Here is a 15,855-nt window from a genome sequence, read left to right as displayed (position 1 = left end):
GGGGGCAATAAAATGGAAAGTCTAGATTTAAATGGAGCAAAACTACATTATCATAAAATAGGACAAGGACCCGTGTTAATATTAGTTCCAGGCGCAAATGGTACAGGAGACATATTTTTACCTCTCGCAGAACAACTTAAAGATCAATTTACTGTAGTAGCAGTGGATAGAAGAGGTTATGGTCAAAGTGAGCTGACAGAGCCGCTTCCAGATAGAGCTAAAAATAAAGATGATGATTACCGTGTAAAACGTGACGCTCATGACATTGCTGAACTCGCAAAACATTTAAGCAATGAACCTGTGTATATACTTGGATCTAGTTCAGGCGCAATTGTCACGATGCATGTATTAAAGGATTATCCAGAAGTAGTAAAACAAATCGCCTTTCACGAACCACCAATTAACACATTCTTACCAGATAGTCAGTATTGGAAAGATCAAAATGCCGAAATAGTAGAAATTGCACTGTCTAACGGTTTAGAACCTGGTATGGCAGCATTCGCAAAAACATTAGACATTGCTAAAATAGATGAAGAAAGTATGTCACAACCTATATCAGCTGGCGATGAAAGCAAGAATAAGCGTTATGAAGAAATGATAAATTGGGTTAAATATGAAATTAGACAATACACACACTCAAATATTTCTTTAGAGGATTTAGAAAAATACAAAGATATTATTACACTACTAAACGGTACAGATTCAAAAGGATCATTTCCACAAAGCGTAAACTATTATATACACGAACAAACAAATATTTCGCTCGTCGATATTCCAGGCGGACATTTAGGTTATGTACAAAAACCTGACGAATTCGCCAAAGTTTTATTAGAATTGTGGAAATAAAGAATATATAAATAAGTGCTCCTAATTCGTTAACTAAAATTTCAACGGATTAGGAGCATTATTTCGAATAAGGAATCAATTCGCAACTTCTTTTTCTAAATGATGGTTTTGCAATTTCAATAATACTATTCGTATATTTCGATATACAGGTAGTATTGGTAAGTCAGTTTTGATTTTGATTGGTTGTTTTGTTTCTAATGTATATGCTAAATCTTCAAATAAAAATAAATATTTACTTATTAATTGTTCATCAAATGTTTCTCTGTTTTCTAAATGAATTGCTCTTTCTAGTAGGAAACTCAATTCGTCTAGTAAATAAATGCTAGAATAATAGTGTCTTATTTTCTTTTTATCATTAAATAGTTCCTCTATCGCACTATCATACATATTATGCATATTATTAATTTTTATGCTGAGTTCTAATGATATATTTTTCTTTTCTTCTTCACTAAATTGATAATTTTCTTTTGAGAACAATTTGAAAAATAATTTCGATTCTGTTCTTACGACATTTGCTATTGTGTTGTTAATGATGGTTGATGCTGCATTTCTACCGAATATTAATAAACCTATAGCTGCTATTACCACACCTGCGAATACATCTGTAATTCTTGGTAACGCGATAGATAATGAAATATCCTGTGATGCTATTCCATTTAATAATATGACTTGTATCGTAATAAAGGTCATCGCAAATCCGTAGTTAGCTGCTACTAATGTCTCTCCTATTAATGCTGATAATCCTAGAATGATAATCGCAATTACGATATTCGGATGGAAAGCTAAGATTATAGAAAGCAATATGACACCTACTACCGTTCCTAAAAACCTTAAACTTGCTCGTTCCATACCTTTTAATGTTGTACCACCTATCATTACTGTATTAGCAGATAATGGTACCCAGTATGCTTGATCAAATTTGAATACAAAAGCAATTGTGATAGCAGCAGACATAATGATTAAATATCTTAGTGTGGATATAAAAGCGTAAGAGTCTAATGTTAAGTTGTGAAATAGATTTTTACTATATATAGGTTTACGCATATCTACTTCATATTGAACTTGATCTTTCGGAATAGCTAACAAATCGTTAGCTCTAAATAAGTATTTCGTTAAATCATTATAAGTTTCGTCGTTATTTATAATATTTGTATCATCACTTTTTAAATATTGTTCTTTAGCAACATTTTCATTAATGTCTTGTAATAAATTATAAAAAGACTCTGGGATTTCCTTAACGCCACTCTCTTTTAACTCTAATAATTCAGCATATATACCTTGGGCTATAGAATGTAATAAATATAAGCGTTTCTTTTGTGAACTTTTCTTAGCACCCGCAGTAATAAATATTCTTTCTGTCGTCTTAAAATTATCTTTTACTTTTTTAGATAAAGCTTCAAATGAATCATTATTAAATTCAGACATCATTTCACAAAGGAATTTGAAATTTTGAACTACACTGCTACGTTCTACATTTTCTTTTTCTGATAATAAAGAAATGACAAGCACGCCTGTACCTACTAAACCACCTAGCAAGACTAGCCCACTTCTTAAAAATGCATCACTTGGCTCTACCGGTAAATTCATAGGTAGTGCAAATAGCACAATATAAAATGTAGAAGCTGGTCCTGGTATTTTTAAAGAAACAAAAACATAAAAGACCAAAGTCGAAATCAGGACGAGCAATATACCAAATAGAAGTTGGTTACCAACTGTCAAAGTACCTAAAAACATACAAATAGATAGCAATATTGCAGATACGAGTACAGTTTGTACTTTCGACTTGAACGTCCCTTTAATCGCATATATATGAGCTAATGTTCCTGTTGCTACAAGTAATCCTAAATCTGTTCTACCTAATAAATAACCAATCAAGATGGGAACAGCAATTAACAAACCTTGTCTAATACCTTTTTTCAAATTCAATCGTTCAGTATGTAATGTCATCAAACTGGAAAAATACTTACTTATCTTATGAACTAAATCTCTCACTGTATCCCTCCTTTTATAAGTGGTTTTATTTGTTAATTTACACATAAGTACACAAAATTATTGTAGAACAACTTATAAATCATTACAATAAAACTCCTTTCACAACATTTTACAAAATTAAACAATTGAAATATGCAACTTTTTTGATACAATATAATGAGGATAAAATATGCCCTCATTTAAAAGGGACAACTACAAATTATAAACACTTAAAAATTTTACACATAATACTATTTAAAATATAAGAGGAGAATGAAAATGGATTACAGAGTATTATTATTTTATAAATACACAACAATCGATGACCCTGAAACTTTTTCAGCAGAGCATTTAGATTTTTGTAAAGACTTAGAATTGAAAGGCCGTATTTTAGTTGCAAACGAAGGTATTAACGGGACTTTATCAGGTACTAAAGAAGCAACTGATCAATACATGGAACATATGAAAGCTGATGAACGCTTCAAAGATATCGTATTTAAAATAGATGAAGCTGAAGGGCATACTTTCAAAAAAATGCACGTTCGTCCTAGACCAGAAATTGTTGCATTAGACTTAGAAGAAGACGTTAACCCTAAACAATTAACTGGTGAATATTTATCACCAAAAGAATTTAAAGAAGCTTTATTATCTGACGACACAATAGTAATTGATGCAAGAAATGACTATGAATATGACTTAGGTCATTTCCGTGGCGCAATTCGTCCTAACATCACAAGATTCAGAGACTTACCAGACTGGATTAAAGAGAATAAAGAAAAATTCATGGACAAAAAAATTGTCACGTACTGTACAGGCGGTATTCGTTGTGAAAAATTCTCAGGTTTCCTATTAAAAGAAGGATTTGAAGATGTTGCACAATTAGAGGGTGGCATCGCTACTTACGGTAAAGATCCAGAAACTAAAGGCGAATATTGGGACGGAAAAATGTACGTATTCGATGAGCGTATTAGCGTAGACGTAAACCAAGTAGAAAAAACAGTAGTCGGAAAAGAATGGTTCGATGGTACACCTTGCGAAAGATACATCAACTGTAGCAATCCAGAATGTAACAGACAATTCTTAGTTACAGAAGAAAATGAAGCGAAATATCTTGGCGCATGCTCACACGAATGTGCAAGCAAAGAAAACAACCGCTATGTTAAAGCACATAACATTAGCGACGAAGAAAAAGAAAAACGCTTAGAAAACTTTAAAGAACTAGTTTAAAATATAATGATAAAGAGTTCGGGACATTGGTTAATGTCTCGAACTCTTTCTTTGTATTGGCAGTAATAGACTGGAGACTTATGTTGTACGTTCTTCTGTCAATAACGATGGTCTTATTGACTATTCTTACCAAACCTGTCAATAAGAGTAGCCTTGTTGCCTTTTCTCATCAAACGTGTCAATAAGAGTAGCCTTGTTGCCTTTTCTTACTAAACGTGTCAATAAGGAGACTGTTATATTGCACGTGCACCGCGTCTTGCAACTTTCGCTACTTTATTAACACAAACAAAACAGTCCGGGACGTCAATCATTGTCTCAGACTGTTCCATTTTATTATCATTTAATATGCTGCTTTTCTATTCCTACTACTATAAACCATTATTTTTAAAACACTTTATTAATAGTTTCTTCAAAAGCTTCATCTATATCTTGAGTGCCCATATCATTTAACCAGTTTTCAATGTCATTATCATAAATTTTTTTCCCTTTATTGATAAAAATAATTTTACTATCAGAATTATATAAATCTTGAAGTTGATGACTTGATATTAAAACTACTTTTTCTTCAGCTATAATCTTTAATCTCTTTATAATTAATTTTCTAGATAAAGGATCTATACCACTTGTTGGCTCATCAAATAAATATAATTTTCTATCCAAAGCTGATAATAATGTAATATATAACCATTTCTTTTCACCTTCTGACATTTTTCCTATCGTCATTTGAGTTAAATGTTCTAATTTTTCTAATTCTTTAGTCTCCAATTGTTCTGTAATTTTTTTATCAAAGTATCTACCTTCAGTTTTTGAACTCATCCCTTTGATAAGATTAATAACATCTTTACCAACACAATTAGGGGATAAAAAAATATTTTGAGTCATATAAACAATTGATTGCTGTTCAGGTAAAACATTATCATAAATAGTTTTATTTATTCCTGCAATGCAATCCATAATAGTAGTTTTTCCTGCACCATTTTCTCCTACTAAAACATTTAGTTTTCCATTAGTGAGAGAAAAACTTATATTACTTAAAGTGTTCTGTTTACTTTTTTTATATTTAAAAGACAAATTTTCTACTTTATACACTATTATCCCCCCTAAGTTCTTTGAATTTTAGAATTGATATCTAACTTAAATAAACAAATACTACCTATTATTAAATATAAAGGGAAAATAACAACAATTGGAAACCATGCAGTTGTATGAATTCCACTAATAAATAGTGAGAGTTTCATGAAGAAGTACACTGGGTTGATCCACTCTAAACCATTAAAATTGTTTGACGTATTTCCAGTAATAAAAAATAAAATGATAGTTGTTATATTAATAATAGTGGAAAGAGACTCTGACTTAACCGGCACAAAAGCTATTATTAAAAATGCAGGAGTCAATGGTATGACAAAAATCATATACAATAGCATATTAGTGAAAAGTTTTAATGATATTATATTCATAACCCCACCCAATACCACTGTATTTATAGTTACGGCTATTATCCCCATTATTATTTGAGATATAATAATTGATAATAGGAATGGATATTTTTTCCCAGATATAGAATAAAAAGTTTTCAGTAAACCGTGTTGTCTAATCACTGATGTTTGAGCTCCTATTCCATTAATAAAAATCATTATCAATGTAAATGACCAAAATATAGATAAATACATTATTTTTTCATTTAAAGTACCAAAATTATCTTTTTGTGGTAAATAACTTAATAAAGCTAGTACAAGTGGAAAAAGGATACTCCATAGTAAAGTTATTTTATCTTTAGAAATGATTTTAATATAATATATTAAAAAGGCGACAGTTTGTTTCATAAAAACCTCCTTATTAAGGAAATGGAATGATAGTGTAATCAGGTTCTAAGGAACTATTTGAATATATAGGTTGATTAAAAAGGGTATTTTTTATCTGGATACATATAAGGATACCCATCTGGGCTATATATTTTGATAATTCTTGTATGTGTATAATCAAATAATTTGATAATTTTCTTTATCATCATATATATAATGAATATCTAAATTTCTGTAAAGCTCTAAATCCTCTCTAAAAAATTGTTTATGTATTTCTAAAAAATGTTTATTGTTTGAATAAAGTATAATTTTTCTTATATTATAAGTCATTTCTTTTTAGTCACTATTCCAAACTGAATAAGAAAATATAAAACTTCTTCATAATCATTTCCAAATAACTCACACAATGTATAAGTGGATAAATTTCTTAAATTTTTATTATCAATATCTTCTAAAAATTTAATTAGTCTTTCATCGTCAATATTGACAATTGCCTTATCTGTTTGAACTAGTAAAGAATCGTAAATAATTTTATCTCTTCTTTCACAATCAAAAACACCCATATAAGTAATGGAAATCAGTAATACTGCTGATTTCCATTACTAAAAATTAATTATTAATGATGATTGAACATGAACAGCAACCTCCACCACCGTTACCCGAATCCAGCTCTTTTGAACGTTTTGAATCTTCTAAAATACCCCCTTACCATACTTATCATAATTAGAATTGATAATTATAAATTATCAAAAAATTCCGAATTTGTAAAATTTTAAATTGTTTTAAATTTCATCGTAGTAATGATTATTATTAAAACGAGCATGCCACATATTAAATACATCCATTTAAAGCCTACTAAATCAGATATTGGACCCATCATAGCACCACCTAACGATACTCCTAAGTCGGCACAAGCGATAAATAAGCCTAACAACATATTTCTACCTGCTCGTGGTAAGACGAAACTTAAGTATGATGTTAAAGTTGGATAAATCATTGCCTGGGCAATACCGATTAAGATTGCACTACCATAAAATACTCCTATGTATATGTATGGTCCAAAAGCAACAATGATAGCTGCTAACATTAGAATACCTAATACTTTTAACATAAACTTTGGATGCCACAATCCATCAGATGGTATAAATTTTCTTAAATAAAATCTTGATAACACAACAGCAATTGCTTGGATCGTCAAGTATATACCTGCATTAGCAAATCCATATTGGACTGTAAATAATGGAATAAATGTCGTAATAGCTCCAAATACAATGGAAGCTATAATCATAATAAGACCACTTTTAAATAACGCAGGATTTTTAAAAAATTGACCAAATACAGTTAAGCCATTGAATGGCGCTTTTTCTACAACAGGTTTCTCATCCGATGCGACATCACTAAACGTTGCGCTATAACCGAATATGCCTGTTGATAAGGCTATCACTATCATAACAATAGCAAATACACCCATGTTTTCATTATTCCATAAACTAACTGCGATTAACGGTCCAATTAGTGTAGGCAAAGTTGAGAAAAGAGAATATAAAGAAATACCTTCTGAACGATGTTTTTCTGGTAATGCATCAATTATGCCAAGTTGTAATGACATTGAGAAGAATGCTGTACAAACACCTTGCATTACTCTTGCTACAAAATACCCTTCTAATTCTGTAAATCCATATATTATTAACGCGATACCATTAATAATTAATATGATACGTAATATTTTAATCGGGCCTACTTTAGCAATGATTTGTCCAGCCCACGGTCTAAATACCATTGCTGTTAACATGTAAGCACCCATTACAATACCGATTGCCGTATTTGTAGCGCCTAAATCATGACCCCTTAATGGTACAAATACATTTAATATCGCATTAGCACTAAAGAACATAAGCGCTAATATATATAACCTTAAAAATGGCCATGCCATTGCACCTTTCATATTTTCACTCCTTAAAACGAAAGTTGTTTATCGATTAACGCTCTTGTATATTTATTTTCTGAAAGATGTAACTGACTCGTTTTAAGTTGTTCTACAATTTGTCCATCTTTAAAAATAATAAGTCTATCGCATAAATAAGTTGCTGCTTGAATATCATGTGTTATAAATATATAAGTAAGCGAACGTTTATCTTTTAATTCAATTAATAAGTCTAATATTTGAGTTTGTATCGACATATCTAATGAACTAATCGCTTCATCAAATAATATATATCTTGGATGAATAGCAAGTGCTCTTGCAATGGCTACACGTTGCGCTTCTCCACCAGATAAAGTATTAGGATACATATCTAAATATCCTTCACCTAAACCAACTTCTTCCATGAGTGTCGCCGCTTCATCTTGCATTTCTTGTTTGCTCTTACCACCGCAATCACACATGACTTCTAAGAGTATTTCTCTAACAGTCTGAAATGGATGTAAAGAAGACGTGTAATCTTGGAAAACTGCTCCAATTTGATGTTTACGAACTTTTCTTTTACAAATTGATTTGCCATCTAAAGTAACTAACCCTTTATCTGGTTTTTCTATACCTAGTATCATACGACTTAACGTTGATTTACCACTACCACTTTCGCCTATAATGGCAATGCTTGAGCCCATTTCACAATCAAAACTGACACCTTTTACTACATATGTCGATTGTTTTTTGAATAATTGTATACCGCCATAAGACTTTTCCACTGAATCAACTTTAAGCATTTTGTTCACCTCTTAACACTCGTTTAAAATGATCATTTACTTTTTTCTTTGTAGATAATAAGTAGGTTGTATAATCATGCTTTGGTCTATGAAACACATCTTCTTTAAAACCTTTCTCGACGATATTACCATCTTTCATTACAACTACACGGTCAGCGATATTATGAATGACTGTTAAATCATGAGATATAAAAATCATCGCACAATTTAACTCTCTCTTTATTTTGGCAAATGCTTCTAACACATCATACTGAGTAATTGTATCTAAAGCAGTAGTTGGTTCATCTGCTATAATAAGTTTAGGTTTCAAACTCAATGCTAAAGCAATCATCAAACGTTGTAACATGCCCCCTGATAATTCGTGAGGGTATGCTTTTAATATTCTCTTTGGATCTTTCAATGACATATATGTCATTGATTTAATAAGCGCTTCTTCGATTTCTTTTATCGATAAATCACTATGGACTCGCATCGTTTGATACATTTGTTTACCAACAGGGATGGATGGATTAAAGACACGACTACCTTGTTGCATGACCATCGCAATATCACGACCACGATGTCGTCTTATTTCTTTTTCTTTTAAATCTAGTAAAGATACACCTTCAAATTCAACGGTACCTGTTATTTTTAATCGATCTTGGTTAAGCCCCATAACAGACTTACAAGTTATCGATTTACCACTACCACTTTCTCCAATTAAACCTATTGTTTCAGCCTTTTTTACATCAAAGTTAATATCTGATACGAGTTGTTTTCCTGTCCAAGTATCCATAATACTAAGTTCTTTTACGTTTAATAGCGTCATACTTTAGCGACACCTCTCTTTAAAGGACTTATTTTATCCACTTGTGAAATTCTAGGGTCGATTGCAATCTGAAGTGAATCAGATAAGAAATTAAATGCCATTACAATGATGATAATTGCTAAACCAGGTGCAAACATCATTTCAGGGTGTGTAAACATCACTTTTCTAGCTTCATTCAACATCATGCCCCACTCTGCGGTCGGCGCTTTAACACCCAGTCCTAAAAATGAAAAGCCTGAGATTTGTAAGATCATTGAACACATTGAACTACTCGCAATTACAGCAATATCTGCTAGCGTAAGTGGAATAATATGTTTAATTATAATTTTGGAGTCTTTCATACCAATCGTTTTAGCAAAACGCACATGATCTGAAGTTGTATATTGCATAACGCTTGTACGTATTACTCGACAGAACCACGCCCATCTCGTCAATATAAATGCGAGAATAATATTTTCAACTCCCATACCAAACAGAGCAATAAGAGCTAATGTCACAACATAACTTGGAAAAGAAAGCATAATATCACAACATCTCATAATCACTACATCAATATAACCTTGGAAATAACCAGAAATAAATCCTAATGCTGCACCTATAAATACAGATATAAATAGCGCTATAAAGACATAGAGCAAACTAGGTCGAATAGCGTATATTATGCGTGTTAGTACATCACGTCCTAAATGATCTGTTCCTAATAAATGCGAAAAACTGATGCCACTATATTTATTAGCCAAGTCAACTTGAGTAGGATCATGTGGCGTAACAAAAGGTGCAAATACACCTAATATGATATAAATAATAATGATGGTTAAAGCTATCATTGCTCCCTTGTCTTTTAACAGACGTTTCAAAATCATCATGCTTTCCCCTCCCTTAACCTTGGATTTAAGAAAGCATTAATAATATCCGCCAATGTATTAAATATGACAAATAAAATAGCCACTATAAGTACGTAAGCTTGTATGACTGGAAAGTCTTGTTCTAATATTGCTTTTATACTTAATTGACCTAATCCTGGCCAAGCAAATATGTATTCAACGACAACTAAACCACCCATAATGATGGGGATAGACATGCAAAATATTGATACAGCAACTTGTAATGCGTTTCTTAATACATGTAAAACAATCATCCACGATTTAACACCACTTGCCTTCAAATATAAGACATAATCTTGATTTAATTGTTCAATCATTGAACGTCTTACATTTCTGAAATAAATTCCAGCAAACGTCAACGTTACAACAGTAACCGGTAATATATAGCTTTCTGGTCCCGTTAAACCAGATGTGGGTAATAAATTTATTTTTACGGATACATAAATGATTAACATCGATGCTACCCAATATGAAGGAAGTGCCGTTAAGAAAAAAGCAACAGACCTAATTGCACGATCAAGAAACTTCCCTCTCAATAAGGCACTCGCCACACCCAAGATAATGGATGTTATTATAACAACAATACTTGATACTATTGTTAATTTTAATGTGTTATTAAACGCAGGTAGTATTCGTTCGGAGACAGGTTCACCTGTTATATAACTATCTCCAAATTTAAGTTGTACTGCGTCTAATAACCAATTTTTATATTGGACAAAGATGGGATCATTTAAACCGTATTTTTTATTTGTTTCATCGATTAATTGTTGAGTCACATTTGGTACATCCTGAGCATGTAATATCGTTACGGCAGGGTTTTCGTTCGTAATATACATCATTACAAATGTGATAAAACTAATGACAATCATCAATGGAAACATCATTGCTACACGCTTTAAAATAAATTTAACCATCTTAACGCTCCTTATTTATAATGCATTTCATTGAATGGTAATTCATATTGAGATTGTGTAAATCGAACACCTTCTAAATCTTTAGGCGCTATAACAGTCATACCTCCAGATGAAACTGGAATAAAGACTGATTCTTCTTCTAATTGCGTTAATATTTCTTTATATTTCTCTGACCGTTTTTTATCATTTTGTAATTTGAATACTTCATCGATGTTTTCATATAATTTATTTTTATCTTCAATGCCAGATGTTGCTGCTGCATAACCATTTTTAGCTTTGAAAGATGAAACTGTACTTTGTGGGTCATATAATAATCCCCATGTTTGATTGAATAATAAATCATAGTCACCCGATGTTCTGCGTTCAGCAATTTTATCTGATGTTTCACCATTTAAATTCAATGCTACACCAATTTTCTTGAATTCAGATTGTAAAAATTCTGCTTCTTCTTTTTGATTTGAAGAACCATTATCATAGTAAATAGATAATTTTAAAGCTTTTCCATCTTTTTCACGTACTTTATCCTTACCTGCTTCTTTCCAACCCGCTTCGTCTAATATTTTCTTAGCTTTTTCTAAGTCATATTTACGCGTTGGTACATCAAAGTCAATATCAGATACATTTTTCGCAAATAATTGTGTTGCTGGTTTTTCTTCTCCATTAAGGATGTCTTTAGCTATTTTATCTCTATCTACAGCATGTGCTACTGCTTGTCTCACGCTTTTATCACTAATTGGGCTATCTTTCTTACCTGTATTAGCAACAATCATTTTAGTGTGCATTGGTTTACTATGATAAACTTTATAGTCACCTTTATCAGTTAATTGTTTGATAGAACTTTTATCTAAACTATCTGTTCCTCTATCATCAGTAAACGCAAAGTTTGTTTCACCTTTTTGCATAGATAAAAATGCAGTTTCACCTGCTGGCATTACTTTAGCCTGTACCTTTTCAATTTTAGATTTTTCGCCCCAGTAGCCTTTATTTGCTACAAATTCTGCAGACTCGTCTTTCTTATGATCCCCCATTTTAAAAGGTCCTGTACCATCAAAAGCTTTCACACCATTTTTTGTTGTACCTTCTTTAAAATCTTTTGGAGATACAAATACATATGGTCTTGGCATTGCAAACTCATTTAAAGCAGGTTGATATTCTTCAGAAAGCTTAATTTCGACAGTGTTCTTATCTATAGCTTTAACATCTTGAATTAAAGTCGAAACTTTAAGCCATGAATGCAATTCTTTGTTACTTTGAACTGCGTCTATATTTTTCTTAACTGCTTCTGCATCAAATTGAGTTCCGTCATGGAATTTAACGTCATCTCTTAAATGAAAAGTATACGTTTTACCATCTTTTGAAATATCCCATGATTTCGCTAACAATGGTTTAATACCATCTTTCGTATTTTCAACGAGAGATTCATAAATCATATCTTCAGCTGACATAGACCCACCATATACATGAGGGTTCATATCACCAATATCTTTAACTGTCGTATAAGTTAAAGTATTATCTTTCTTTTTTTCATCTAATCCTTTACTATTTCTGCATCCCGTTAAAATGAGACCCGATGCCATTGCAGCCAAACTAAGTTTAACTAATTTATTCATGTTGTTTCCTCACTTTTCTAATTCATAATGATTACTATTCTCAATTATTAGGTTTATGGAATTTTTTGTCAATGTTTTTAAGTGAATTTACTAAAATTGTCAATATATTATTTTTTGAAATAATCTTCTAATAGCGATATATCTTGCTGAGCATGTTCTATGTTAAAATCATGCGAAAATGTTTCTGATTTGTTTTTAGCTTTATATTCTGATACATACGAAATATAACGATTGAGAAATTGATCAATCATTGGTGTTTCGATAGACGATAACCGCCCTATTGCTTGAATAATTTTTGTTCTGTAAAAATCTTCACTTGGCATTCTTGGAATTTGAGTAACACCTTCATCATTTTTATATATAAAATGAAACGGTACAGCTGAAAAATCAAAATACTTGCCTTTATCATTCGGTTTAGAAAATGGATCGATTAAAATCCCTGTATAACGTACATATAATAAATACTCTTGATGTATATTTGTTAAAGTTTCAAATCGTTCTATATCTTGTTCATTCATTGTTTCAAGTCTTAAAGGATAATTTTCTTTGACCATAAACTTTAATAAATTAAGCGTAGGTAAATTAAGGGACTTTAAAATATTCATTACTTCTTGCCACATGAGACGCATTTCTCGTATCAAAGTCATTGTTATTGGCCCTTCAGGAAATAGCTTATAAACATAAACAGGAATATCATTACCATAAAATATAGTGTTTAAAGCAAACTCATTCATAAATAAAGCTGGATGAACATATAATGAACTATTTCTAGATTCCGCTATAAAAGGTGATTCAACTAATGTAAGTTGAATGCCGATTTTTTGAAATATACCTTTAATCTCATTTATCACTTTGGACTCTTCAAATGTAGAACCTATATAAACATTTTCTTTAACCCCAGTTGTTAACACATGGTTAGGCTGTTCAGTATTTGGAACTCTTGTATCTCCTAAATATGTAGAAAAAGAAATGACCTCAATGTTCAAATTTATATCTTCCATTAATTGCCGAACGATAATATGGGATCCAAATGTTGGTGATACGAGAATGATACATTTTAATGTTGATATTGCTTTCCTTGGTAAAGATACAAGAACATCACGGTAAGCATTAGCTGTACAGGCCATTACCAAGACATCATAAGTATCTTCCACAGATTCATAGTCTTTATAAATATTCTTTAATTTAGTCTGTCCAGATAAAGAGTTATGCTTTTCATTTTGTATGTGGACATCAATTTGGCCTTCTTCTTGATAAGCATCATAAAATTTTTTAGACTTGCTTGAAGCTGTCGCTCTACCTACCATACTCACTAAAGATTTAGTATACTCATTCGCAATATGTGCTAATTGGACACCGACTGGTCCTGTACCTGCTACGAGTATTTTATTCATGTTGCCTCACTTCTCCTTTATTAGCCTTGCGATAAAGAGCAATATCAAAAATTTGGTTATCTTGAATACAAGTTTGTATACATTCCCATTTCTTAGGATTAACATTTATTTTTGGGTAATTAAATATAGATTTAAATCCATTGCCATATCTCATTGCCACCACAACATCTTTGTTTGTTAATTGATATAATTCATCTAAAATTTCATATTTCATAGGTACAGTAGAACTAAATATAATATGTGTCACTTCACTAATATCTTCTAATTCACTCACCGATTGATTCGTTATGCGAATATCTTTATCAGGCGCTAATCTTTTTACAACAGCTTTCCCAAAAATTAAAGCGTCTTGATCGATATCTATACCAATAACTTGAGCATTAGTTCCTTCAGCGATTTGCACAAGCGTCATTGGATATGCACCTGAACCAATTAGCAATACTTTATCGTTACTATGTATTTCAAACTGCCCAAATTCCTCATTTATACAATGTTCGATATTATCAAAATAACCAGAAGTAGACACCTTACCGTCTAACAATCTTCTAGCACGAATATTTTCAACTTGTTTCACACATTTTGATGTCATATCAGCCAAAGTCATTGATATATGTGACTTCTCAGCAACATCATTCCATCTTAAATAAGCATCTTTATATCGTTCATCTAAAATAAATTCACTATACTCATCAATTAAAATCTCTAATTTTCCTATATAACTATAATCGTTTATGACTTTCTTATATAAATACTCAAATTTCTCTAAATAGTTAAGTAATGCAAGTTCAATATTTTTCTCTTTTTGTATTTCTTTCATCCTATTCTCCTATCCTAAATAAGCTTGTCCGATAGCAACGGTAGATACTTCACCTATAATAGAAGTTTCAAAATCATCTATATTTGAAGAAACCCAAATGCTGCCACCAGGTTGCTTTATTTCTAATTTATGAATTGTTTTTTGTTTGTACCAAGTTTCATAAATACCAATTGAAGCAGAACCAGAACCACAACTGTTTTCCCAGACAATACTTTTCACTTTTGGTATATAAATAAGAGGCACGAGATATTGAGTTGTTGTGTTAAAAAGCATTATGCCAATTGTCTTTAAATGATGAGACCATTTATAAGTTCGAACATAAGTTTCAACGCCCCTTTTTAATTGATCAGTAATTTCACTAACCGGAACAATAATATGAACATATGATTCATAAATCACTTCAATAGCCTCATAAGATACATTGCTTATATGTAAATCTAAATGCTGAATACTCAACGGCTTAGGCATATTCACTTCATATTTACCGTCATCACAAATTTTGCATTGAACGAGATCTGCTCGACCTGAAACTGAAAGTTCAATTTTAGAATGAGGCAATAAATTATGCTCATATAAATAATGCAAATAAGATATTGTGGCATTTCCACAAAACTCATGACCACTCATTTCCAATTTATATAAACCATCCCTCGTTGAAGAAACAAAACCAACCTGTTCACAACAAACATGAGAGAACTTCATCATACAATTCGCAATGTCAGCATATTCCGATGGATGATGTTTCGAATGTACAAGCACCGTCATATTTCCAGAAGGGTTATACTTCGAAAAATCAATGACTTTTTTCTGCATTTTTCCTCCTTTTAAAACTTTTTTAATTGATAATGGTAATCATTACCAATTAAAATAATTATT

15 protein-coding genes are annotated in these 15,855 nt (G+C 31.4%); 2 read left to right on the top strand and 13 right to left on the bottom strand.

From position 1 onward, the window contains the following. Positions 1–12: 12 nt before the first annotated feature. A complete protein-coding gene (locus tag ACNMOQ_RS01225; RefSeq protein WP_416350147.1) occupies positions 13–846 on the top strand; it encodes an alpha/beta fold hydrolase in 834 nt (277 codons plus the stop codon). A 75-nt stretch (positions 847–921) separates the two neighbouring features. On the opposite strand, the gene ACNMOQ_RS01220 is transcribed toward ACNMOQ_RS01225, so the two are convergent. Next, complete coding sequence (locus ACNMOQ_RS01220; protein WP_194200390.1) at positions 922–2,838, bottom strand: FUSC family protein; 1,917 nt, start codon at positions 2,836–2,838, stop codon at positions 922–924. A 258-nt stretch (positions 2,839–3,096) separates the two neighbouring features. On the opposite strand from ACNMOQ_RS01220, the gene trhO reads away from it, so the two are divergent. Beyond that, positions 3,097–4,044 (top strand): oxygen-dependent tRNA uridine(34) hydroxylase TrhO, encoded by a 948-nt coding sequence (gene trhO / locus ACNMOQ_RS01215; protein ID WP_016999734.1) that lies wholly within the window; start codon positions 3,097–3,099, stop codon positions 4,042–4,044. 384 nt (positions 4,045–4,428) lie between these two features. On the opposite strand, the gene ACNMOQ_RS01210 is transcribed toward trhO, so the two are convergent. The 12 genes from ACNMOQ_RS01210 to cntK form a co-directional block, all read right to left on the bottom strand. Then, positions 4,429–5,133: an ATP-binding cassette domain-containing protein gene (locus ACNMOQ_RS01210; RefSeq protein WP_416350146.1), complete on the bottom strand. Its 705-nt coding sequence runs from the start codon at positions 5,131–5,133 to the stop codon at positions 4,429–4,431. Between the two features lie 11 nt (positions 5,134–5,144). Then, entirely contained in the window at positions 5,145–5,867 is a 723-nt protein-coding gene (locus ACNMOQ_RS01205; RefSeq protein ID WP_323710865.1) for a hypothetical protein, read from the bottom strand. Positions 5,868–6,172: 305 nt separating this feature from the next. Then, complete coding sequence (locus tag ACNMOQ_RS01200; protein ID WP_315295765.1) at positions 6,173–6,409, bottom strand: hypothetical protein; 237 nt, start codon at positions 6,407–6,409, stop codon at positions 6,173–6,175. A gap of 209 nt (positions 6,410–6,618) precedes the next feature. Continuing rightward, positions 6,619–7,791: a staphylopine family metallophore export MFS transporter CntE gene (gene cntE, locus ACNMOQ_RS01195; protein ID WP_416350145.1), complete on the bottom strand. Its 1,173-nt coding sequence runs from the start codon at positions 7,789–7,791 to the stop codon at positions 6,619–6,621. Between the two features lie 11 nt (positions 7,792–7,802). Further along, positions 7,803–8,552, bottom strand: coding sequence for an ABC transporter ATP-binding protein (locus ACNMOQ_RS01190; protein WP_416350144.1), 750 nt, complete (start codon positions 8,550–8,552; stop codon positions 7,803–7,805). Then, positions 8,545–9,360: a staphylopine uptake ABC transporter ATP-binding protein CntD gene (cntD, locus tag ACNMOQ_RS01185; protein ID WP_416350143.1), complete on the bottom strand. Its 816-nt coding sequence runs from the start codon at positions 9,358–9,360 to the stop codon at positions 8,545–8,547. Before cntD ends, ACNMOQ_RS01190 begins: the two co-directional genes overlap by 8 nt. Continuing rightward, a complete protein-coding gene (gene cntC, locus ACNMOQ_RS01180; RefSeq protein ID WP_257504470.1) occupies positions 9,357–10,226 on the bottom strand; it encodes a staphylopine uptake ABC transporter permease subunit CntC in 870 nt (289 codons plus the stop codon). The genes cntD and cntC overlap by 4 nt, the downstream gene beginning before the upstream one ends. Further along, on the bottom strand, positions 10,223–11,158 hold the full coding sequence (gene opp1B / locus ACNMOQ_RS01175) for a nickel/cobalt ABC transporter permease (RefSeq protein ID WP_416350142.1): 936 nt from the start codon (positions 11,156–11,158) through the stop codon (positions 10,223–10,225). The genes cntC and opp1B overlap by 4 nt, the downstream gene beginning before the upstream one ends. Positions 11,159–11,169: 11 nt before the next feature. Beyond that, complete coding sequence (cntA, locus tag ACNMOQ_RS01170; protein WP_416350141.1) at positions 11,170–12,768, bottom strand: staphylopine-dependent metal ABC transporter substrate-binding lipoprotein; 1,599 nt, start codon at positions 12,766–12,768, stop codon at positions 11,170–11,172. 107 nt (positions 12,769–12,875) lie between these two features. Then, a complete protein-coding gene (gene cntM, locus ACNMOQ_RS01165) occupies positions 12,876–14,162 on the bottom strand; it encodes a staphylopine biosynthesis dehydrogenase (protein WP_416350140.1) in 1,287 nt (428 codons plus the stop codon). Next, on the bottom strand, positions 14,155–14,979 hold the full coding sequence (gene cntL, locus ACNMOQ_RS01160; RefSeq protein WP_416350139.1) for a staphylopine biosynthesis enzyme CntL: 825 nt from the start codon (positions 14,977–14,979) through the stop codon (positions 14,155–14,157). Before cntL ends, cntM begins: the two co-directional genes overlap by 8 nt. 9 nt (positions 14,980–14,988) lie before the next feature. Further along, entirely contained in the window at positions 14,989–15,792 is an 804-nt protein-coding gene (cntK, locus tag ACNMOQ_RS01155) for a histidine racemase CntK (RefSeq protein WP_416350138.1), read from the bottom strand. Between the last annotated feature and the right edge of the window lie 63 nt (positions 15,793–15,855).

Origin of the sequence: Mammaliicoccus lentus, from assembly GCF_947036595.1 — a bacterium.
In the GTDB taxonomy this organism is placed as follows: Bacteria; Bacillota; Bacilli; order Staphylococcales; family Staphylococcaceae; genus Mammaliicoccus; species Mammaliicoccus lentus.
This window is presented reverse-complemented; position numbering and strand designations above follow the sequence as displayed.

Excerpts from the sequence above, each read along its gene's own strand:
- ACNMOQ_RS01225 (WP_416350147.1), top strand. The coding sequence starts at position 13 with ATGGAAAGTCTAGATTTAAATGGAGCAAAACTACATTATCATAAAATA.
- trhO (WP_016999734.1), top strand. The coding sequence starts at position 3,097 with ATGGATTACAGAGTATTATTATTTTATAAATACACAACAATCGATGAC.
- ACNMOQ_RS01205 (WP_323710865.1), bottom strand. The coding sequence starts at position 5,867 with ATGAAACAAACTGTCGCCTTTTTAATATATTATATTAAAATCATTTCT.
- ACNMOQ_RS01200 (WP_315295765.1), bottom strand. The coding sequence starts at position 6,409 with ATGGGTGTTTTTGATTGTGAAAGAAGAGATAAAATTATTTACGATTCT.
- cntE (WP_416350145.1), bottom strand. The coding sequence starts at position 7,791 with ATGAAAGGTGCAATGGCATGGCCATTTTTAAGGTTATATATATTAGCG.
- ACNMOQ_RS01190 (WP_416350144.1), bottom strand. The coding sequence starts at position 8,552 with ATGCTTAAAGTTGATTCAGTGGAAAAGTCTTATGGCGGTATACAATTA.
- cntD (WP_416350143.1), bottom strand. The coding sequence starts at position 9,360 with ATGACGCTATTAAACGTAAAAGAACTTAGTATTATGGATACTTGGACA.
- cntC (WP_257504470.1), bottom strand. The coding sequence starts at position 10,226 with ATGATGATTTTGAAACGTCTGTTAAAAGACAAGGGAGCAATGATAGCT.
- opp1B (WP_416350142.1), bottom strand. The coding sequence starts at position 11,158 with ATGGTTAAATTTATTTTAAAGCGTGTAGCAATGATGTTTCCATTGATG.
- cntA (WP_416350141.1), bottom strand. The coding sequence starts at position 12,768 with ATGAATAAATTAGTTAAACTTAGTTTGGCTGCAATGGCATCGGGTCTC.
- cntM (WP_416350140.1), bottom strand. The coding sequence starts at position 14,162 with ATGAATAAAATACTCGTAGCAGGTACAGGACCAGTCGGTGTCCAATTA.
- cntL (WP_416350139.1), bottom strand. The coding sequence starts at position 14,979 with ATGAAAGAAATACAAAAAGAGAAAAATATTGAACTTGCATTACTTAAC.
- cntK (WP_416350138.1), bottom strand. The coding sequence starts at position 15,792 with ATGCAGAAAAAAGTCATTGATTTTTCGAAGTATAACCCTTCTGGAAAT.